General features: G+C 46.0%; 19 protein-coding genes. 1 reads left to right on the top strand and 18 read right to left on the bottom strand.

The features are described 5' to 3' along the window. Window positions 1–11 precede the first annotated feature (11 nt). The 18 genes from WCK19_RS08205 to WCK19_RS08290 all read right to left on the bottom strand — a co-directional run bounded on the left by WCK19_RS08205 (window position 12) and on the right by WCK19_RS08290 (window position 19,136). Window positions 12–1,202 (bottom strand): DUF4159 domain-containing protein, encoded by a 1,191-nt coding sequence (locus WCK19_RS08205; protein ID WP_342396892.1) that lies wholly within the window; start codon window positions 1,200–1,202, stop codon window positions 12–14. 21 nt (window positions 1,203–1,223) lie between these two features. Beyond that, window positions 1,224–1,844, bottom strand: a complete 621-nt coding sequence (locus WCK19_RS08210) for a phage tail protein (RefSeq protein WP_342396893.1) — start codon at window positions 1,842–1,844, stop codon at window positions 1,224–1,226. An 8-nt stretch (window positions 1,845–1,852) separates the two neighbouring features. Further along, window positions 1,853–2,308 carry a YbjN domain-containing protein gene (locus WCK19_RS08215; RefSeq protein ID WP_342396894.1) on the bottom strand — a complete coding sequence of 152 codons (456 nt, stop codon included), beginning with the start codon at window positions 2,306–2,308 and terminating at the stop codon, window positions 1,853–1,855. 12 nt (window positions 2,309–2,320) lie between these two features. Continuing rightward, a complete protein-coding gene (locus WCK19_RS08220; RefSeq protein ID WP_342396895.1) occupies window positions 2,321–4,369 on the bottom strand; it encodes a putative baseplate assembly protein in 2,049 nt (682 codons plus the stop codon). Window positions 4,370–4,375: 6 nt separating this feature from the next. Beyond that, window positions 4,376–4,807 carry a GPW/gp25 family protein gene (locus tag WCK19_RS08225; RefSeq protein WP_342396896.1) on the bottom strand — a complete coding sequence of 144 codons (432 nt, stop codon included), beginning with the start codon at window positions 4,805–4,807 and terminating at the stop codon, window positions 4,376–4,378. Window position 4,808: 1 nt separating this feature from the next. Further along, entirely contained in the window at window positions 4,809–5,213 is a 405-nt protein-coding gene (locus WCK19_RS08230; RefSeq protein ID WP_342396897.1) for a PAAR domain-containing protein, read from the bottom strand. A gap of 13 nt (window positions 5,214–5,226) precedes the next feature. Beyond that, window positions 5,227–7,005 carry a VgrG-related protein gene (locus WCK19_RS08235; RefSeq protein WP_342396898.1) on the bottom strand — a complete coding sequence of 593 codons (1,779 nt, stop codon included), beginning with the start codon at window positions 7,003–7,005 and terminating at the stop codon, window positions 5,227–5,229. Window positions 7,006–7,025: 20 nt separating this feature from the next. Beyond that, entirely contained in the window at window positions 7,026–7,712 is a 687-nt protein-coding gene (locus WCK19_RS08240; protein ID WP_342396899.1) for a LysM peptidoglycan-binding domain-containing protein, read from the bottom strand. A gap of 22 nt (window positions 7,713–7,734) precedes the next feature. Beyond that, window positions 7,735–11,421, bottom strand: coding sequence for a hypothetical protein (locus tag WCK19_RS08245; protein ID WP_342396900.1), 3,687 nt, complete (start codon window positions 11,419–11,421; stop codon window positions 7,735–7,737). 3 nt (window positions 11,422–11,424) lie between these two features. Further along, window positions 11,425–11,904, bottom strand: a complete 480-nt coding sequence (locus tag WCK19_RS08250) for a phage tail protein (RefSeq protein WP_342396901.1) — start codon at window positions 11,902–11,904, stop codon at window positions 11,425–11,427. 28 nt (window positions 11,905–11,932) lie between these two features. Then, window positions 11,933–12,106 (bottom strand): DUF6760 family protein, encoded by a 174-nt coding sequence (locus tag WCK19_RS08255; RefSeq protein WP_341469846.1) that lies wholly within the window; start codon window positions 12,104–12,106, stop codon window positions 11,933–11,935. Then, complete coding sequence (locus WCK19_RS08260; protein ID WP_342396902.1) at window positions 12,103–12,501, bottom strand: hypothetical protein; 399 nt, start codon at window positions 12,499–12,501, stop codon at window positions 12,103–12,105. The genes WCK19_RS08255 and WCK19_RS08260 overlap by 4 nt, the downstream gene beginning before the upstream one ends. A 75-nt stretch (window positions 12,502–12,576) precedes the next feature. Then, window positions 12,577–13,032 (bottom strand): phage tail protein, encoded by a 456-nt coding sequence (locus WCK19_RS08265; protein ID WP_342396903.1) that lies wholly within the window; start codon window positions 13,030–13,032, stop codon window positions 12,577–12,579. A gap of 91 nt (window positions 13,033–13,123) precedes the next feature. Next, on the bottom strand, window positions 13,124–15,001 hold the full coding sequence (locus WCK19_RS08270) for a phage tail sheath subtilisin-like domain-containing protein (RefSeq protein WP_342396904.1): 1,878 nt from the start codon (window positions 14,999–15,001) through the stop codon (window positions 13,124–13,126). Window positions 15,002–15,053: 52 nt separating this feature from the next. Next, on the bottom strand, window positions 15,054–15,962 hold the full coding sequence (locus WCK19_RS08275; RefSeq protein WP_342396905.1) for a Pvc16 family protein: 909 nt from the start codon (window positions 15,960–15,962) through the stop codon (window positions 15,054–15,056). 12 nt (window positions 15,963–15,974) lie between these two features. Beyond that, a complete protein-coding gene (locus WCK19_RS08280; protein ID WP_342396906.1) occupies window positions 15,975–16,715 on the bottom strand; it encodes a DUF4157 domain-containing protein in 741 nt (246 codons plus the stop codon). Between the two features lie 24 nt (window positions 16,716–16,739). Then, window positions 16,740–18,875: an ATP-binding protein gene (locus WCK19_RS08285; RefSeq protein ID WP_342396907.1), complete on the bottom strand. Its 2,136-nt coding sequence runs from the start codon at window positions 18,873–18,875 to the stop codon at window positions 16,740–16,742. 6 nt (window positions 18,876–18,881) lie between these two features. Further along, window positions 18,882–19,136 (bottom strand): hypothetical protein, encoded by a 255-nt coding sequence (locus WCK19_RS08290; RefSeq protein ID WP_342396908.1) that lies wholly within the window; start codon window positions 19,134–19,136, stop codon window positions 18,882–18,884. 419 nt (window positions 19,137–19,555) lie between these two features. Here WCK19_RS08290 and WCK19_RS08295 point away from each other — a divergent pair, with 419 nt between their 5' ends. Next, window positions 19,556–20,809, top strand: a complete 1,254-nt coding sequence (locus WCK19_RS08295) for a hypothetical protein (RefSeq protein WP_342396909.1) — start codon at window positions 19,556–19,558, stop codon at window positions 20,807–20,809. Window positions 20,810–20,819 lie beyond the last annotated feature (10 nt).

A 20,819-nucleotide genomic window follows, 5' to 3' on the forward strand; every position in this document is an offset into this window, starting at 1 on the left:
ATTCAATACGATTAGCCTTGCTCAACCGCCATAAAGAGCGCATTTGCGCCAAACTCTCCGGCAGAGCGCAAGATTTCGCGGGAGGGTGGTTCGGCGCGTTCTTGACCACGTCCTTCCCAAAGGCAACCATAATCGCCCCCGGTAATTATCAGGCGATTGGCTTCGACTACCACACCGGCAGGGTCAAGCGCGGGAGGGGAACTGGCAAAAAGATAACGGGAGTTTAATAAGGGATGACCAAAGCGCGGCTGAATTAATTGCCGATTCAGGCGTTGTGCCAGTTCAATACTAGAACGGCTGAAATCGTCTGGCGTACCACTAGGCAAACCGTTACGGCATGGCTCGCACCACAAAATACCGCCCCGGTCAAGAAATCGCCGCAAAGATTGTTCTTCTTCAGGGCTGAAACCGAAACCTACTCGCCCCGTCATATACAGTACCCGACAACTGCGAATGGCAGCTTCATCCATTGGGCTAACGCCATCTAATAGGTTCGCATCAAGTATAGTATTCGCGCCAACATCACGCAGTAATCGGCGCACCCCATCCGAATGGCGTTTCCATTCCGAACTGGCGGGCGGCCCGTAGCGTACTATCCCAACCGTCAAGCTAATACGATTTTGGCGCACCGGGTTTGCCGATGCTCCCGTGCCGGCTGCCATAACTCGCGCCGTCATATCAATTTCATTCGGACCGGGTTGCATTACTACCGTAGGGTTACGGACTTGCTTGGTTGCCGGATTATAGCTGATACGTGCTATCTCTATCGAACCGGGTACAGGCTCAAGGCTGGCGCGAACCTGACAGCTTTCCAACACACGGGTTGGCTGTGCCTTGCCGCCATCGGTTACAGCTTGCATTTGCGCCTGCTTTTCCTGATATTCCAGCACAACAAAAGCGGTAGCAACTGCATCGGCAGGCGGCATTGTAATAATTTGCGGTTCTGAAAGATAAAGCAAGCGACCTTCCGAATCAATCGCTACTCCCTGTTTTACGGTTAGGCGATTGTCGGCGGGCTGCATCGCCACCACCTCAAGACCCTGCACAATACCTACTCCGTGCATCGAGAGTAGGTGAAAACGCATCATATTGCGGTGGTAATCGTGCGCGTCAGCCCATGTATTTTCATCTATAAGCAAACCTCTGAACGGGTTTACTCGCAAAAAGCGAAATTTTGTGGTTGTCTGTGGGCGGAAGGTCATTTATATCTCCTGTGCCAATTATCAAGACTGTTGACCTGTTAAAATTTTCAAGCGATAAATAGTATGAGCCGGTTTTTCGGCTTCGATAATACGCCGGATAATAATTTCTTTCTGCGCCATTTCCTCCGGGCTGATTCCATTCAGCCTCAGAGTAACGGTAAAACCATAGCGTTCACGCCCTGCAATAGTAGTATTTATTCCAAGATACGTTTCCGGTCCCAGTGACATCCCATCCATATATTCGGCTATATCCGGTTCAATGCCGGTATATAGCTTGAGATATTCAGCCAAACCGCGTTTAGTGCCGCGTCTGCTGTACAAATCTGAGGCTGAAAGAACTAATTTGCGCCTTTGTTCCAAAGACCAGTTTTCATCTAGCGCAAGATTTACCCAATTGGCAAGCCATTCCATCATCTCAGGTGAAGTCATAAGCGGGTGAAAATAGTAAGCGAGGTTATCCGCCATCTGCTGTAAGGGTTTGAGGGTATCTTCAAATATCTTGAGGAAACGCCCCATAAACTCATCCCGCGCATAAAGACCCGGCAGGTACTTTAGTAATTCGCTAGGTTGAGTTTTCTCAATCCCGTTGGGGCTTTGGTAGTTTTTGCTGGACTCCAGCCATTTTTCAAAAGCGGTAGTCATTTTTCTTTCTACCCAATCTTTGCTAAAACTTCGGCAGGGGTCATTTTCCCTTGATTAATTGTTCTAATGCCCGGTAAGAACAAATCCATCATGTCAAGATTCGATTCAACCAAACGTTGCACCAGCGCAACCGTCAATCGCGCACCCTCAACATCTATACTGGTTTTATAACTGACTTGCCCATCCTCGAAATCCATCTCGAAATTACCGATAATTATCCCGTAGTTTGCGCGTGTCAGAAACTCCGCCATAGCCGAACGCTGTTCATGTGGAGTCGTTTCCGGGCAAACCGAGTAAAAGACGAATTGCTCCTCATCATCCTTGATGTCGGCATAGCACTGCCATTCGCCATTCTCCCCTTCAAAGCTCAAGCTCAAGGCAGTACCACCCCCGGCAATCTCATAATTCCAGTCTAGACTGTTGAAAAATTCCAGCGCTATTGCAAAGAGCGAAGGTTTGGTCATAGTCGTATTCCTTTAGATAAATACAATTTGGTGGCGATACGAACATAATAAACCACGCGCCCCAGGATTTATTTCATTTACCGGGTTTCCGGCTTGCCCACGCGAAATATCCGCCACAGGGAAAAGTTGTATGCGCTCGACAAATTCAACCCCCTCAATGGTTTGTAGGATGGGGAAGATTTCGGATAAATAGAGTATGCGCCCAAAGGGCCACCCTTCCCCCGGTGTTGTGTAGCGCATAGAAGGGTCAGGTCCGCCATGAACGGGTCGAATAAAGCTATATAAACGACGCTCCGCTTCACGCTTGATGCGCTCATTCGCAAACGAGTTGGTAGATTTAATTCTGGTTTGAACCGTAACCCACTGATATTTAGGTATAGCCAACTGAACTTGAGTAGTAATCAAGCGACGCTCATCCAGATAATCCAAAATATCGGTACGCATAAAATTGGGGATATTTAAATGCTCCGGGCGCAATTCACGCAATTCTGGGTCAATTTCAGGTACTACCAGCAATACCACTGTTCCGGGGTCAATCCGCTCATCTTCTCCATTGCCATTACCGTTGCCGGTTGAACTTGGAGTAAGGCAGCGTACCCGTGCTACCCCACTGGTAGCTTCTCGCGTCAGAACCTCGAAATCCTCGGCGGTAACTGCGCGGTTGCGGGCGCGTAAGGTGCGGGGTCCTCGCTGTAAGGCATGCTCAAGGGATTCGGCGCTAGTTCCTCCCGTAGCAGGGCGGCGATTATTTACGCTATCTACATAGGCAATCGAGCTTTTGAGAACGGTTAGGGTTTGGCTGCCGACATTACCCTCTATTCCACCCCCATTGCGATAGGCTATCATATTAATTCGGGTATCAAAGGGAGGAATTGCGCCGCACTGCTCGATTTCACCACGCGGGTTGCGAATAGCAGGTCCAAAAGCAATTTCCCCCGTCACCGGGTCACAAGTAAAATGTTTAGATTTGGCATCCGACTCTGAGAAATCCGGTACTTGTTTCCAGATTTCTGGGGCGCGTTCATCCAGATACTCAATCATTATGGTTTCATTCTCGGCATGGTTCAATGCCAGAACCGGCGTATTTCGCAACCGGAAACGCTGCCCAGATTCTCCAGTTGAGCGACCCAGTTCTTCCATGCGGATTATTTGACAGTGCATAACCGGGACTGTACCGCCAATAGTATATGCGCTGAATTTACGCACTACCGGGGATTTATTATAATCCGGTTGCCCTTTGCTAAGTTCGCGGTAACGGCAGCGTAGCCACCACGCTATCAGCGGTTCGCCCGAACCACTAACCAATTCAATTTCATGTTGCCCCGCAGTAGAGGGTATTGCCAACTCAACTTCTGCAAACGGTACGGTCAAACCGCCTGTGGTATCGCGCATTAATTCCAGCGAACGCCAATCACCCTCGCGCTCGTCCCAATATTCCCAAATTAGAGGGGCATCATCAGGGTTAATGCCTACCCCGATTTTTTCGCAGTCTAAACCTACCACCAGCGTATTGCTAGAAATATTCTGGCTAAATCCCAAGTAATAGGCATTACCGGGTTGTGGCTCATCCTGAAACACTGCCACCGGATTTGGCAACTTATCCAGAGTCATTTTGCTCCGGTCTGAAAAAGTTTGCGAATTAGCGGTAGTCAGCACATATTTCAAGTAAGGCGGCACAATTTGCAAATCTCGCTCGGTGGTAAAAATCCGCGCTTCGTTGGTTTCGGTGCGTACTGTGGATACTTCGGTATATTTTGGAATAGTAATCGGTCCGGGTTGGGGTGCGGAAAGCCGAAAAGTAACCTCAGTTCTCGCCGGATTGGGTGGGGCTAATTTCACGCCAATCATATCCAGAAAAGAGCGGTAATTTTTTTCTGGCACACGATTAATTTGATATAGCAACTGGTCAACCATATAAGCGAAAAGCTCAATCAGCGTTACGCCGGGGTCGCTTACGTTGTGGTTAGTCCATTCGGGGCAATAGCGCGGAATACGCAATTTTGCCTCATCCACTAAATCTTGAAAAGTGCGTTCGTCCAGTTTTATTTGCGGCAGAGACATTCTTTCCTATTCCTCTCCTCGCGGTATAACATAGAATGGATAAACCAGATTGCGTTCGTTATTGGTCTGGCGAACAGTATAAGATATATTTATGATAAGCCGTTCCGGGTTGCGTCCATCTACAGTTGTATCAACATTTTCAACGTCTATACGGGGTTCCCAACGCCCTAATGCTTGAGTAACGTAATAGGAAATGAGACCGAAAACTTGCGGACCGGGCGAGGCAAACACCAAATCGTGAATACCACAGCCGAACTGAGGGCGCATTACCCTTTCTCCGGGTGCGGTGCTTAAAATCAGGAATATTGACTTGGCAATGTCACGGTCTCCGCTGGATAGAGAAATCCCGCCATCCCCATTTACGCCAGTGCCTTTGTCTGGAATGAAAGCCCAGCCTGAGCCGATGAACCCCAGTTCTGTAAGACCGTCTCTATCCAAGTCAGCCTCCGATTTGAACTGTCATAGCAGTGCCAACAATTACGGCGTTTCCGGGAACTGCGCTGGTGGTACAAACGGTAGAAAAATCCCCGGTACGAACCGCGGGTTTATTATTTATTAACACGGTTGCGCTACCCTTAATCACGGTAGCAGAATTGGAAGGTGGCGGAGGTCCAAAGGGACCCGGTCCCATCGGCACATGCGGAGGGAGATTCTGTACAGTTGCTCCCATAATTGCAGCAGGCTTGCCCCCTATAAGGACATTGGCGCTGCATCCGCCCACTATAGTACCAACGAACGGGTGAGGAATCGGTGTCGGTATTGGCGGACCGGGAGGGGCAGGCACCATAATAATGTGGGTGCAAACTCCATTGGCTTTATCTCCCATAGTTGCGGCTGGTGGCATCTATTGTTACCTCCTAGTTTAGCTTGATTAATCCGCCTTTGATTTCGGTCATACCGCCGCCATCTATCTTGGCAGAGGCAGAAGCTTTCACTTCTAGATTCAATCCTGTTACTTCCATCTTGGCAGTAGCAGATATTTTCGTGTTAGTGCTACTTTTGATTTCAATCTCTTTTGCATCTAAGGTCACTTTCCCGGCAGCAGCTTTAAGTTCTATGTCTTTGGTAGTAGAAGTAATACTGATTTTATCTTTCGACTCTATAGTAATAGTATTATTTTGAGAGTCTATAATAATTTTATTGCTGCCAGTTTTGTCCACAATGCTGATTTTAGGTTTATCATCGCTTTCGTCCAGCGTGATAACATGTCCGCTTTTGGATTTAATCAGCCGTTGTTTTACCACGCCATTAGAAAGAGCTTGACTTAGTTCTGGTGGCGCATCCTTACCGTTCCAGAGGGCGCCGATAATATAGGGGTATTGCAAGTCGCCCTGCTCGAAAGCTACCAGAACCTCATCATTTACTTCGGGCATAAAGAAAAAGCCCCTATTATTGCCTGCCATTGGCATTGCTACTCTTGCCCAGTTACTTTCTATATCCTGACCTTGCGCCTGCGGCAACCACGGGAATTTTATCTTTACCCGACCCAAATTATCCGGGTCATTTAGATTCGTCACAATCCCGATTACTACGCCGCGTGATAATTCCCAATGGTTCTCGCCCCCGCCAACCTGTTCGGCAAAGGTGTTCGCTTGCTTACCGCTTGCCGTAAATTCGGTGACATAGCCTTCAATTCCATAGCGGTGATTACATGAGGTTAAATAATAATCCCCGCTAAAGGTGGTACTAATCTTGGCAAGTTCAACACATTTTCCCGGTAGAAGTGCAGGAGTTCCAAACGCGCTCCCCTCCACCTGCATTATTCTTCCTGAAAGCTCCTCGAAAATAGCTTCTGCCACCTTATCGGCTTCACTCTGGGTCGTTACCGGGCTGAATAAAGCGGCGGTTTTTGTTGTTGCGTCAAAAGCGCTCCTTGCTGACGACTCATTGGTAGAAGTGAGAGAAGAAAAACCAGTTGCAGAGGTTGCAGTCCCAACGATTGCTTGTTTGTTCTTTACATCCCAACCCCGTACCAGAACGTCAGTAACATTAGCTACATAGCTGATTCTAGCATTTAAACTAAGTAAATCCTCACCATAGGATAAGGTGGCTACCTTGCGTCCCTGTGTGTGTTTTCGCAAATATAGCTTGCCATCCTGAAAAAATAGCTCCATCCCAATCCGCTTGGCGCGTCTTTGCAAAAATTCTAGGTTGGATTCATTGTTTTGTAAAATATATGGGTAAACAATGCTGGTGTCGGAAGCTTCAGCGGTCAAACCCTTTTCCATAGCAATACTAGATACAATGTCGCTATCTTTGGAGTTAATAAAAGTGCGGGTGACACGCCCACGTTGCAGCCGATGTAATTTATCATAGCCCTGTATGGTCAGAACAGGTAATCGGGAAATAGAAAATTCAAGCTCTATTGCGGTTATTTCTCCCTTTATTAATTCAATGGTATCTACATAGCCCATCGAAATCACAACTTCATTGCCAATCTTAAGCTTTGCATTGTCAGTCCACGCTAAATCATCGTTATATAACTTAATCGTGAACATAGAAGGTAGGTAAAGGGTCTGGTTCACCTCAATCGAAATGATGGAATCCATAATTTCGGAGCTAAGTGGGCTACCGCTGATTTTTACATGACAATAGGCAATGGTTTTTTGATTATTTAATTTTTGCTCAGTTGTCACTATGCTTACCTCATGAAATCTTATTCAGGTATTACCAAACGCATGCCCGGCTTAATTAAGCGCGGGTTATCAATATTGTTATAATCCGCAATATCACGCCATTTCATTGGTTTGCTATAATATTGGTTGGCAATCAAATCAAGGCGATCCCCTTCGCGCACTACATGGATTTTGCCCTGAATACCGCCGCTGGTAGGGTTTTGCCGCCCAAAATTGCGGTCATCCACCACCTGAGTCATGCTCAGAGTTACATTTGAGCGCAAGGGTATTCCGCTATCGCTGAACAGGGTAAATTCTTGGTTGATGTTAGTAATAATTGCTTCAAATGACCAAGTTGTACCCCAAATAAACAGGACATGCGGCGGTTCGCCTTTATTGGTTAAGGCATCTTTGCTGCCGTTATCTATGTATGCGGCATCCCAAAGATGCTTGGTGTCGCTGCGTACATCTTTAGGTGCGCCCGCTTCCATAGTGGTATCAAAAAGCAGTTTCAGGGTTAATTTGTTTGCCCCGCCACCTTGAAAATCGGCTACCGGCACATCTTTACCAAGTACCGATTTAAATTGCCATGTTATATCGCGTGAAATAGTATAATCGGTTGGGTTGAAGTGGCAAGTCAGACGTTTTTCAGGTCCACTCTTTTTCTTGATGACAATAACTGCTTTTTTATCTGTGGGTAAACCCCCTGTAATATTATTCTGTGACATTCTTCTTTCCCCGTTTACTGCTCTATCTCATTAAGCCGCTTCTCAAGCCTAAGCGTTCCCGTTCAATCTGCATGTCTCGTTTCAATTTACGATAAATTTCCGCCGTAATTTTTTCAATATCCACTTCCGCTTGTGGTTGTGAACTGCCGCCTAACTGAGATGAATGCGGACTGGCGTTATTTTCAGAAGAGATTCCATCAGTAACCCTTTGAATGCCGTAAGAAACCGCTGCTGTTTCAACACTGCGTGTAACGGGTTCCGGGCGCAGATGTACCGGTTGGCTGGAAGCATACGCCCATTCGCTCTGTGTGCCGCCAACTTGTGAGGCATTAGCAAGCGAGATATGGCGCAATACGGTGCGTTCAATATCAGCGTGTTGGTCAATAACATTACGGGCGGGATAATTTAGTTCATCCTTATCAGCGGAAGCCGACTCGGTTGAAGTGTTAGCTACATTCAAATGGCGCATAATCATTCGCTCTATTCTGACAGGTTGCGTTGTGTTATCTATTGACGATACAGCCGGAAGTAAAGTTGAGCGGAATAAACCCGAACCGCTAGTAAAACTGCTCTCCATTAGTGATGATTCTCGTTGAGCCTTTCTTCCCGAATCAGCAGAAGTGCTTGCCTGAAAAGTTGGTAGCTGAACGCTAGATAGATGTGACATGTTCGTGGAAGGCACACCCTCGTTAGACCTGTTTTCATGTTGAGGTGTGCCTCTCATACTCGCTATATCAGTAAGATAAGCCTGCTCAATGTCATATTTGGAATCAGTCACAGGCAAGCTACGCATTACAAAGGTACTGCCAAGTGAGGGAGAAACCGCTTCAAATGAGACAGGCAAAGCTAATATACCGGGTGTATAAGCTTGCGCCGATTCAGCAAAATCTGGATTAGCCGTAACATTAAAATCCTGAGCAGCAGGTGTAAAATCGCCCACTTTACGCATTATCAAAGGTGGCGTGATGAAATTTAAATCCGGTGTTGCTGTCGTAGCGGCAATCACTTCATCTGCCTGAATAGCCCGTTCTATTGCGCGTGAAATGGAAGTCTGAGTAAATTCCAGACCTGTGCTATCAGGTACACCGGATGGCATGGCGGAAGTTACGCTATCAGCAATTGGCATTCCAGACTCTCTAAGAGTCGCAGCGGTTGAAGGGCTGTTCGATGCAGGAAAAGCGGTTGCAGCAACACTACGCTGTATAGTTGGCACGTTCGGCGCAACGGTAGGATACACCATATCCGGCGATTTCCTTGATGGGCTAGACCCTGAAGATGTAATTCCTTCAATTTCAAACGCACTGCCCCATTCGCGAGTATGGGCAAGTTCCCCAAGACGTTGCGCCGAATTTGTTGAAGACATCAAGCCTTGCGCTGGCAAAACGGTTTGTGCCACTTCAGCAGGATTATTCTTTATTGCAGGCGAAGCAGCAGCAGTTTCGTTAGTAGCGTTCCCGGTTTTATCCTGAGCGACAAAGACACGATTTATAGTTGTAGAAGCGTTTGAGATTTCAGCTACAGACGGTGACGGGGTTTCAAATCCGGCATTAATAGCTTGCGGCAGGATTTCAGCCCAAGCAGCTATATTGGCACGCTCTTCCGTGAATCGCTTAATAGCTTGCGCTCCCACAGGCATGGTAGAGGGTGATTGAAAATATGCAAAGCCCTCATCAAATTTATTCAATTCAAGGGAGCTGTTTTTGGCTATGCTAGGTTGCGCATCGCTGGTTAAGTCGGTGTCAGGTGCAATATTTCCTCTATTTTCCGTACCTGTAACATTAACCGAACTTGCAGTGTCTAGGCTACGGAAGACCATCGCAGGAGACTCAAAACCTGATTGAGAGTTTGCTTCATTAATACCAGTTTCTTCCGCAACTACCTCCTCTGCTCTCTGGATTGCGCGGGCTATTGCGCTTTGTCCTTGCAATGTTGTAGTCAAAAAGGCAGTGGTCGTTTCAGGCTCTTGCGCCACTTCTTTTATAGTCTCTAGTTCTTTCGCTTCAGAAAAACTAGTCGGTAATTGACTTAAGCTACTAGCGCTTGCGCTACCAGCAGCATTGCCGCTCCGGGCAAAAGTAGTGTTTTCTATTGAGCGGGAGATTTCAATAGGTTGAGATTGGAAGGCTGAAGTAGCTGCATTCTCTTGTTTAGAATCAGGACTATATGAACCACCTTGATTAATTTGTAAGTCGGAATTTGTTATCGGATTAGATGCAAGCTGGTTATTTGCGCTATTAATATTAGCATCCAAACCGGACGCAAGGCTTCGAGTAATGGATGGGGCAGTCCTAGATTCTGCTTGAATTGCCTGTGAAGAAACAATATCAACTTTGCGCGGAGAATAATGCACTATTTCCGGCGGGCTATATGCCGTACCCTCCCTTGAGGGTATTCCTTGCGCTTCACCGAATTCTAGCATATTGCCCCATTCGCGGCTGGAAGCCAATTCAGAAAGCTGTCGCATCAACTTAGGGTTAGATAAGGAGTTCTGACGGGTGGAAGGAATAACCCTTCGCGCTCGCGGAAAAACCATCGGTGGTGCGGTTGATTCTGAAGGATAGTATGTATTTTCCTGATTTGCATAAGACCTAGCAATTGCTCCAGCACTTGGAAGGGTGGGCAATTGACCACCGCTCGTTACGGAAGTGCCAGAAGCTGTATTATCAAGTTCAGATGGTTGCGTTACATCAGAAACATTCTGAGCAAATCGGTTTGGAGAAACAGCCGTTTCGCTAGTAGATAAAGTTGGAGTGGCATTACCTGTATCTTGATTTGATGGGATAGTCAATTCAGGCACAGGCTCATAAGAACTTGCCAACGATACACTGTCAGCAGTTGATTTTGTTATAGCCCTCTCAAAGCTTTTTTGTGTCTCAGGGAAGTTCGTTATCGCTGCGCTTTCAGCAAGGGTTGCCTGCTGAATTGGAGGAATAAGCGCGGATACTTCGGTAGGTCGTGCTTCTGTAGAAAAAGCCGATGTTTCGGGTGCAACAAACCTTTGCAGTGAAGAAGCGATAGGACTAACCGAAATGGGCTGTATTGGCGGTATAGGTGAACTGCTTGTGCTAAACCTCGAATCATTCGAGGAAATGGGCAGACGAGCAAAGGGTTCTTCTTGTGCTGGCACACGTGAAGCCTGTGCCATATCCAAATGATATGAATCGGAAGAGTTGAATACCTCCCCCTCAATTTCAGACTCATCTTGCCCTGCCATACCGCTCCAGTCACGGCTACGCGCCAAACCTTCAAGGCTACGCTGTACCGAAGTTTGAAATTCCCGAACACGGGCAAGAGGCGTACTTGAATTGATTGAGTTTTGCCTTGACTCTGGCTCGTTATCCGCTATAGCATCAGCAAAATCAGGTTGGGTATTCTCATAGCCGGACTCTTCAAATTCATAATCCGGTTGAGCCTCCTCTATATTGTAAGAAGTAGGGTTAGCTCGTGAAAATCCAGTCACCTTGCGCTGCACTTGCGAAGCGATTCTTCGTTGCCGAACGCTTAGCAAACCCCGTCCAAGTGTAGCAAACGGAAGCGAGAAAACGCTATAACGCGCTACGATAGAATTTCCCAAACGTGCGGTGGGGGGAGTATTTAGCCATCTTGAAGACAAGGCATCATAGTAACCGAAGCGCCGCGCAATCGAAAAAGAGGCGTTAGAAGCAAAAGCAGGGGAAGTATTCGTTTTTAGCTTTTCATTTTCTTCCATAATTTAAACTGATTGTGGTACTTCTACAAAACCGTTATGCACCAGTTCGATGGTTTCAACCAAATGACCCTGCCCATCACTAGCCTTAAATTCCGAACTGCTCCATTTTATGGGGTAGGCTTTACTTACATTCCAGCGTTTAACAGGCATACCGGGGGAACTGCTTGAGTAGACAATGATACTGAAATCATGGGTTTCGGGTTTACCCTGAACAGTTTTCATATACCACTGATAAATCAGACTAGAAGCGGTCATGCCCTTTTTCAAAGTAATATTCGAGAAAGTAGAGCGCACCGGAAGCTTATGAGTGCGGGAATTAAGCCCGCCTTCCTTATATTCCATAACTTCTGTTTGAATAGAAAGTCCGCTACATTCGGTGAAAAAGGCTTCCATAACCCCATTAATTTCAACCCAGAACTTACTCGGTAATAAAGCATCTTTACGTGAAGCAGGTCCTGATGAGATACTTGCCTTTATTGACATATTACCACTTGCCTTGTTCTAACTTGTTCTAAATGGAATGTTCAACTGGTCCGTTGAGCCTATCATTAATCCAGCTAATTTGCTCAACCCAGCGACGCCGCTCTGCATGTTCTAAAGCCATGATTTCATCGGCGCTCCAGTGAAAGTAGTAAGCGATATATGCTACCTCCTCGTAAAGTTGCTCCGAGGGGTAGCAAACTATCCCCCCATTACCGCTTCACGGCTCACCTCCTCGCCACTTTCACCCTCATCTTCATAATAGGGTCTATTACAGGTAGGGCAAGTTTTGCCATCATAGGTGGGCGAATTAATCCGATTATATAATGCTTGCAGATAAGCAAGGTCGGCTGAGAACAATCTTTCCATAACCCCAGTATTAATATCACTGGATTCAAGGGTTCCCAGACGAGTTACAACTTTGGAAAGCAATATTATTGAAAGATAGGCTTGATTATTTCGTACTCGCGGGTCACGCAGCGGTATAATTTCATCCATAGCGGTGGCAAGCCGCATTTTACCCTTGCGGTGCAATGTACCGGTTGTATCAATAAAACCTTTGGGCAACTCGAAATCAAATTCGGTCTGCAAGCCAGCCATGCATAGCTCCTATCGAAAAAGATAGCTAGAGGGTAGAAATCGGGCGGCAAAGTTAAGGTTTTACCGCCCTGCCAATTACTTAGCGATTTCCATTCCTTCGTGATCAATGATTACGGTTATTTCGAGTGCTTCGTTACTTTTGGCGCTCAGGTTAGACCAAGCATATTTGGAGGGCCATGAGTTTTTACAGGTGAAGCGCATGATTTCTTTATTGTCCACCCCATAAATGACAACATGTATATCGCGCCGCGCCTCCTCCATCTTGCCATTAATAACCAGCTGCCGCCATTCTAAAACCGGGTCGCCCTTGTAAGCAGCATACTTGATGGTAATTTTTCCCGGCTTAACCGGGGTCGCGCCTTGTGATTTTATAATTACGACCTTACCGTCTTTGGTTGATTGCATAAGTTCCCGTACTTCAGTTTCACTTTCTAACCCGGAAACTTCCTTGAGTGAAATCTGGGGACCCGATCTTAGATCCAGATAAAAACTACTGGCGCCTATCAGTTCTGATGAATGTTTTTCAGGCATTTAAACTATAGCCTCCTGTTCAAATATAAAGTGCATCAGGTAACGGGCTACAAATCCAAACCTGTAGCCCAAATAAAATTGTATAGTTAGGTTAAGCGCCGCCCTGAGTCATCTGACCAATGCGGAAGATTACAAATTCAGCCGGTTTGACCGGGGCAATACCTATCTCTGTAATGACCATACCCAAATCAATCGTAGCGGGCAAGTTGGTAGAATCATCACATCTGACAAAATAGGCTTGATCGGTTGTTTGGCCGAACAATGCGCCATTCAACCACACCGTAGTGAGGAAGGAGTTTATATCTTGCTTGATGCGCTGCCATAGGTCAAAATCGTTTGGCTCAAATACAACCCATTGTGTGCCACGTTCGATTGAAGCTTCCACGTAATTGAACAGGCGGCGAACATTGAGATAACGCCAGCTTGGGTCACTAGAAAGGGTACGCGCACCCCAAACCCGAATACCGCGACCGGGAAAAGCGCGGATGCAGTTAATACCTTCAGGGTTCAAGCCGTCTTGCTCGCCCATCGTTATCTGCATTTCAAGACCGATAGCGCCACGCACAATTTCGTTAGCAGGCGCTTTATGCACACCACGCTCTGAATCGCTACGCGCCCAGATTCCAGCCATATGACCGCTCGGTGGTATGAGCGTGGTTTTCCCCTTGTTGACCGGGTCATCAACTTCAATCCAAGGGAAATACAACGCGGCATACTTGCTGTCATAATTGGCTTCGCGCATGCGCCAATTGCGAATTTGTTGAGCATTCATACCGGGAGGGGCATCAAGAATCGCCACCCGATTCTTCATGGCTTCGCAATGGTTCATCATCGCGGTCTGTACTACCTGCACCCCCTTCATATCTACCACACCTCTTTGGTACAGTGACATTAAATCGGGACACATAACAATAGTAACATCATCCAACGCTTCTAGCCCACCCAAACCGGTACGACTCATCACATCCCCGGTAAAATCGGCAGAAGTAAGGGTAATTTTGCTGGATAATGTCTTTGTTTCGGTTGCGCCAACCAGCGTAGATTGTCCCGGATTAGGACGTTTGTCCGCAGGGCTTGTCGGGCTTTCGCCGGTGAGATCCCTGACTCGCACCCATTTTGACCCAGTTCTACCACCGTTAATTACATTCTCTAGGTATTGAGGTCCTTTCTTAAAACTTACATCAAAAGATTCAGACTCTCCCGAAGAAGATTTTACGATTAGTTTGAACAATTCATCCTGTCCGGCAATTTCTTCAATCGCTACGTTCAAAGAACCGCTTACACCCGGAGCAGGGCGCAGTTCAACAGCAGGTGCATCCTCACCCGTTCGAGCATTCAAACGAACTGAGGCGGGCGGTAATTCGGCAACAGGTTTACTATCGCCGCCAGATGAGGGGGAAGAATAAGAACCGGATTTAGGAGCGCGAACATCCGCTTCGGCTCTGTTTCCGCTGGCATCATGAACACGAACGAATTTTGAGCCTTTTGCAGCGTCATTTATTACATCTTCAACATAACGTCCGGCTTTATCTTTCTTATCGCTGCTAAGGTCATCGAAGGTTTCGGTTGTATTGCCGCGATGTACTGTTAGTTTGTAGCGTCCGGCAGCACCATCGCTAACTGTCACCGAAACTGCCTCATCTCCCGCACTCAGTAGGGGAGTAACTTCCAGAGCAGTACCCGCGCTACCCTTTTGAGGAATAGTGACTGCTGGAGAGACCCGCACAATATAAGCGCGTGTGCCTCCGTTCAGGAAGAACCCATAAACAGAAGCTGGCATGAAAGCACCAGAAATAAACCCACCAAAGGTTAGCTGGTATTGCTCCCAACTGGTTACAAGTGTTGCTGCACGAGGACCTTTTTCGGCAAAGCCGACGAACGCGGCAATTGAAGTTCCAACACCTTCAATTGGCTTACTACCGCGATCTACCTCCTCTACATAAACACCTGGGGAAAGGTATTGTGGCATATCATTCTCCTTCGAACTTGGCTTTACTTGTCAAAATAAAGAATTGTAAATATTAATTATTCTGGTTCTGAGTTCCTGCCCGCTCGGTTTCCGGTTGCATTTCAAGATCATATGATTGGGAAGGAAGGTCTATTACTTTTCTAACGGTTACATAGCCCGGCGCTATTGCCAAAAAGGTATATTTTGGGCGTTGTATTACAGCATTAAAGTTAAAACGACTCTGTGCATCGGTTTTTACATTTAGCCCTTGTTCCAGCAACACTACTTCGGCACGTACTACTTTATTCTTATCGGTGGCATCTATAATCCTTCCACCAATTTGTAAATGCTCACTGTAATTATTTGTGCTGCCATTTGTGTTTGAAACAACCACTTCACCATCTGAGAGAAACGTTTCTGGCGGCAAAAAGCGCAAGAACTTGCTGCGTACTTCGGAGGATATGCTAATTACGGTCGAATCAACCGCCACTGTTACCACATAAGGTAAAACTGGCTTCAATTGGTTATCCAAAGCAGTCCACACATCTGCAACATTTCGCAATACCCCGTCTGGTTGTGCCACTTTGGTGTATAGCGGATAGGGTTGCTTTTGCAATGGATCAAGCAAAACCTCACGCGGTAATACCGGAAAGCGTACCAATGTGGCTAAGGTGTACCAAAGTAAGCGATGTTCATCCTCGACATTGGTAGTCCAAGCTGTAATCAAGTACGACAAATCATAGCGACCACCATACTTGCTTCTAATAATCCTTCCTTTGTCATCGCGTTCCATTGCCCAATCATTTTGCTTCAAGCTTAGGTTTTCGCGAATATCGTGTAAATATATATTCAAGGTAGGCTTAGAAATCGAAGCGCTCCACTCTCGGTTGGGTACATCAAAGCTGACATCCACTTCATTAAGGTTAAGTGGCATTTTTTCTACCAGTAATTGTTTTATGGATTCGTCAAGTGCTTCAATCATTGTTGCCTATGCCTACCCCTGAAGTGGTTCTTCTTCTTCCACTGCTTCCCGTTGCACAGTCTCATCACGCTTCATTTGAAGCTCTTCTTCTTCCGCTTCCCGTTGCACTGCCTCATCACTTTCCGCATGGCGCTGCACCCCGTTAGCAGAACCAACATTCGTGGCATTCCTCTCGGCAGCCTGTTCATGCTCGGTATCGGCAGCGCCAATTGAAGTAGGGCGGGTCGTGCTAAAGCCTTGCTGGATGGCATGGGTCGCTTCATGGGTCAGCAATGAAATATCTGAAAGGTCGGCAGTATCTCGCAAAACTACATTTTGCCCGCTGGTAAAAGCGCGGGCCCCCATTGCTTGGTTCAAATCGGAATTTACGCTAACCTTTAGCTGAGACATGTCTTGACCGAGGTTAGATTCAATGGTGCTGCGAGTCGACTCAGGTAAAGAAGCACCACGCCCTCTCTCGGATTGTACCGCATCAGCTAGTTCTTGTTCTAAAGAACCGCCTTCAGGTCCAGAAGAAGCCGAACGATTTACCGTGCCAAGCATGCGTTGCACCTGTTTATTTCCAAAGTTCTCCGCCACATTTTGTACCAACGCCCGGCGCTGTACTTTAGACATTTGCCCACCTAACATGGCGCTGGCTGCCACCGGAGATACCGCTAGGGTTTGCTCGGCGGTAGTTTCGGAGACCTCCTCCACTTCAGACGATTGCAATGACCGCTCGCGTTCAAATTCTCTCATTGCCTCATTTGACATATTTATACCTCTCAAACTTCAGGTTTATCTGAATACCTCACTAATCCATTTGTAATACATACCAAAATCAGTTTCGGTGATTAATTTGCCCATCTTTTGGAACTCACGCCGCGTTGCACGTATGAGATGTAACATTTCTACCACAGCGTCAGTACCATCGCTTGCCGCCAAGAAAGCAGCGGTAAGCGCAATATTCTTGATATTTCCACCAGCAATTTTGAATTGTCGTGCCATAAAGCGCAAATCAACGCTTTTTGCCAGCGGGGTTTCTTTTGGAAAAACCCTGCTCCATATCTGATAACGGTCTTCTTCTTCCGGGAAAGGATACTCAATTACGAAGTGCATCCGGCGTACAAAGGCTTCATCTAAATTCTTACGCAAGTTAGTTGCCAGTATCACAATGCCTTCGTATTCATCCATTTTCTGTAAAAGATAGCCCGTTTCGATATTGGCGTAGCGGTCATGCGCGTCCTTAACCTCGCTGCGTTTGCCAAAAATTGAATCGGCTTCATCAAAAAATAGTATTGCGTTACTTTCTCCGGCTTCGGTAAATATCCTCTCAAGGTTCTTTTCCGTCTCGCCGATATATTTACTAACCACATTGGACAGGTCTATTTTGTAAAGATCCATTCGTAGCTCGCCCGCAATAATTTCGGCAGACATCGTTTTTCCGGTCCCGCTTTGCCCTGCAAATATTACGTTCAAGCCTTTTCCAAGCGAGAGCTTGCGTTCAAAGCCCCATTTTTCATAAACAAGCGAGCGATGTTTAACCTGTGCGGTAATCTCGCGCAGCATATTAGATTGGTCTGTCGGAAGCACAAGGTCATCCCAGCGATAGAGTGGCGTAATTTTGTGCGCGACTGAATTTAAACGCTGGTTGGAATGGCGGCGACAAGCCAACTCTAAGTCTTCCATTGTCAGATAAGATTGACCTTTCCATGCCACTGTAGTGCGAGCGGTTGCGGCTGCTGCAATTATCTGTCCGCTACTAAGACGGAAACGACTGGATAAGCCTTCCAAATCCAAGCCTGCCGCTTCGTTACCTAACAAGGTTTCCCAAAGATGCTGACGTTCGCTATAACCGGGCAAACCCAATTGTATAGTAATAACCCTTCGTGCTTTACCAGCCAGCAAAGGTGGCATTTGCTGTTGAATTGACACAAAAGTTATTCCGGCTTGCTCAGCCAGCAAGCGTTCGATTGCCCGGCAAACTTCTTGCGCTACTTGGTCTTCTCTTAGCAGATAATCAAAATCTGCAAAGAAAAGCGAAGCAAGTTGTAGTTTAGATTCTCTTTCCAGCAAACGCAAAAAGCTGTCGGTTTTAGGGGCTGCCGGTATTTGAGCGCAATCTACTATCAACAGTTGCATACCCAAACTTTTACATACATCCCCGGCAATATTAGTTTTGGTATATAGGTCTGTTCCCGCCAACACACATACGAAATCGGCATTATCCTGACCGAGTTCAACTAAACGCTGTAAATTAGACTCGGTTTCAACCGGCAGTTGGATTGCGTAGGTGGCATGAGAAAGCTCTACCAAGTTTCTGAGCCTAACATCCAAACGATTCTCGCCAAGTAGGTAAGCGATTACCCCATCATCCAGCTTTATGGTGCGTGATAGTAACGAATTTTGCCGATTTTGGCTTTCTTCACCAAGTTCAATTAATCGGTAACGCAATAAGGGCGCATCAGAATCAAAACAACGACGGGCGACTATTTGTGCAGCCGGACTAGGACATAGTAACCGTAATAGCAAATCCACATTGGGACGACGGCGTGTAATGTCATCCTGTAAATACGCAAAAACCTTTTCAAAGCGAAGTGAAAGTTCGGGAGCAAGCGCAATCAGCAGAACATCTAGTTCAAATGGCGAAAGCTCTAAAGCCTTTTGAAGATGCGCTAATCGCATTCTCTGCATTAGTTCAACGGTTGGGAGAGCTTCTGGTTCCGTTTGATATTCGCCCGGTAAAAAAAGCGCGGGGTCATTTAGTAGTTGATTTACTTCTTCTTCGGTTACATATAAACCCTTAAATTCATCTTCTTCTACCGACCCAACTGAAACCAATTCTTGGAAACGGCATGCCAAAATAGCGGTTGCCCGCCGTAATTCTGAAAAAAGATATTCAAGATTAGTTTTTTGCGTAGGCGAAACGCTCATAATACGTTACCTGTTTTTAGTGCCGGGCTGATTCGGTTCCAAATCTTCATTTTGAGGTGACGCAAGCTCAACCCAATTAGATTCACCGGACATAGCGCCTTGCAATAAATTTTGTAATTCTTCTATGCTGTTCAAGCGCCAAGTGGCGCCACTTTGAAGATGCTGTACCTGTAAAACCAGCGGGTTTTCGTTTTGGGTGTTATCTGGGTCATTCAGCAACCAAAGGCGCAAAAGGAAGGAGGAATAATTGCGTGTTGTCAAAATCCTGACTCCTTTTTATGAACAACCATGTTCATAAAATGGGCATTAATTATACTATTCATATTATCCGTTCAAAAATAAGCTTAACAATAAATTCTTAGTACACGCTTATTTTAAGTTAATTTTGAGTTAATTTCTGCTTAAATAGCTTGTGTTTTGCCGATTTTCGATTTATTCTCTTTTGTAAGCTATACCATTTAATGATTCTTTTAATGTATTTGTAATAACAATAGTGCTATAATTTATATAAATATCATGCCCTTAACATTTTAGCCCATCATTAGCAGAAATTATGGGTAAGCAAGATAGCAAAATGGAGGGGGAAATATACAACCATTTTACTCTCCAACCGTTACTTAAATAGCTTGGTATCTATTCGGGTTATTTGCGGTTTTAACTATTCAGGAGAAACAACAGCAGTGCTTACTACTGGTATAGCCCGGCTTGAATTAAAGCCTCAAACCACCAGAATGACGGTTCTGGCAGGGGCTAACGCCGAGCAAATAATCAAACTATCAAACCAGACCGGCTTAATTGATGATTTTGATTTCTCATTGGTTGGGCTTCCGACAAGTTGGTTCAGCTTTTCCAGAGAAACCCTCAAACTTCTCCCCAACTGGGAGGAAAGTATTACCTTCAAGATAGAAGTTTCGGCTAATGTAAGACCAAATCTTTATTCTGGAAAGATAGTAACTACTGCCCGAAGCCAACCGGGGATACGCACCGAACTACTTATAGAAGTTGATGTTCTAGCTCCTTTAAAAGTTGATGCACGTTTACAACCGCATCGTTCCAAAGGATTCAAGGCAAATTACACCTTATTGCTGCGAAACAGAAGTATGTCTCCCGGTAAGATGAGCCTACAATTAACCGATTCTTACCAGTATTGTGTAGCGCGATTCAGCCCTCCTCAAATCGAAGTAATGCCGGGTACTTCACAAGCAATTAAAGTGCAGGTGCAACTCAAGCCCAAGACCCCACGGGATGAAGCGCAACAGCCTCAGCAATTCGAGATTATGGTAGAGCCGAATTGGACGGTGGCAGGCGCACCTGTAATTACGGAAGGGATAACTGTTGAAGGTGAGTATATTCACCAATCACGTTGGTCTTTTATCACGCGCCACCCGCTGTTAAGCCTATTTTGCTTTCTATTTTTGCTGATTGCTATTTTGTGGTCATTTTTAATTTTGCCGGCAATTCAGGAGCTATTTATCTTAAATGCAGACCGAATAAATCTTAATGACCAACCGCGCAGCCCTTTAAGGATTGAGCAGAAAAGCTTCAGTGATAGGTTGCAAAACGATATTAATCCTTTGGCAGCATTTACACGTATATCGGTAACTTTTTCTGAAGCCGAGCAGAAAGTTAAAATCACCCTATGGGGAATGGGTATAGTTTCAGCAGATATGACCGGGAAAGTGGAGGTTGACCAGAAAACAGGCAGTTTGTTTTTTACGGCAGATGATAAAAACCAACCGGATTCTTTCCCATGGTTCTTGATTCCAATGGATAGGAAAAGTACCACCAACAAAGTAATGAATAAAATCAATCAAAAGTTGAAAAATTGGCTGATAAATACCCAACAAAGGGTTTCAAAAGTCGAAATTGAGGGTGGTACTCTTTACCTAACTTTACGCTCTTGCGATAGTAATGACCCTGCGTGTATAAAATAAAAAAGTAGTA

Origin of the sequence: Candidatus Chlorohelix sp., assembly GCF_037138995.1 — a bacterium.
Taxonomy (GTDB): Bacteria; Chloroflexota; Chloroflexia; order Chloroheliales; family Chloroheliaceae; genus Chlorohelix.

Coding starts and splice junctions, on each gene's coding strand:
- WCK19_RS08205 (WP_342396892.1), bottom strand. CDS start 1,202: ATGACCTTCCGCCCACAGACAACCACAAAATTTCGCTTTTTGCGAGTA.
- WCK19_RS08210 (WP_342396893.1), bottom strand. CDS start 1,844: ATGACTACCGCTTTTGAAAAATGGCTGGAGTCCAGCAAAAACTACCAA.
- WCK19_RS08215 (WP_342396894.1), bottom strand. CDS start 2,308: ATGACCAAACCTTCGCTCTTTGCAATAGCGCTGGAATTTTTCAACAGT.
- WCK19_RS08220 (WP_342396895.1), bottom strand. CDS start 4,369: ATGTCTCTGCCGCAAATAAAACTGGACGAACGCACTTTTCAAGATTTA.
- WCK19_RS08230 (WP_342396897.1), bottom strand. CDS start 5,213: ATGCCACCAGCCGCAACTATGGGAGATAAAGCCAATGGAGTTTGCACC.
- WCK19_RS08240 (WP_342396899.1), bottom strand. CDS start 7,712: ATGTCACAGAATAATATTACAGGGGGTTTACCCACAGATAAAAAAGCA.
- WCK19_RS08245 (WP_342396900.1), bottom strand. CDS start 11,421: ATGGAAGAAAATGAAAAGCTAAAAACGAATACTTCCCCTGCTTTTGCT.
- WCK19_RS08250 (WP_342396901.1), bottom strand. CDS start 11,904: ATGTCAATAAAGGCAAGTATCTCATCAGGACCTGCTTCACGTAAAGAT.
- WCK19_RS08260 (WP_342396902.1), bottom strand. CDS start 12,501: ATGGCTGGCTTGCAGACCGAATTTGATTTCGAGTTGCCCAAAGGTTTT.
- WCK19_RS08265 (WP_342396903.1), bottom strand. CDS start 13,032: ATGCCTGAAAAACATTCATCAGAACTGATAGGCGCCAGTAGTTTTTAT.
- WCK19_RS08270 (WP_342396904.1), bottom strand. CDS start 15,001: ATGCCACAATACCTTTCCCCAGGTGTTTATGTAGAGGAGGTAGATCGC.
- WCK19_RS08275 (WP_342396905.1), bottom strand. CDS start 15,962: ATGATTGAAGCACTTGACGAATCCATAAAACAATTACTGGTAGAAAAA.
- WCK19_RS08280 (WP_342396906.1), bottom strand. CDS start 16,715: ATGTCAAATGAGGCAATGAGAGAATTTGAACGCGAGCGGTCATTGCAA.
- WCK19_RS08285 (WP_342396907.1), bottom strand. CDS start 18,875: ATGAGCGTTTCGCCTACGCAAAAAACTAATCTTGAATATCTTTTTTCA.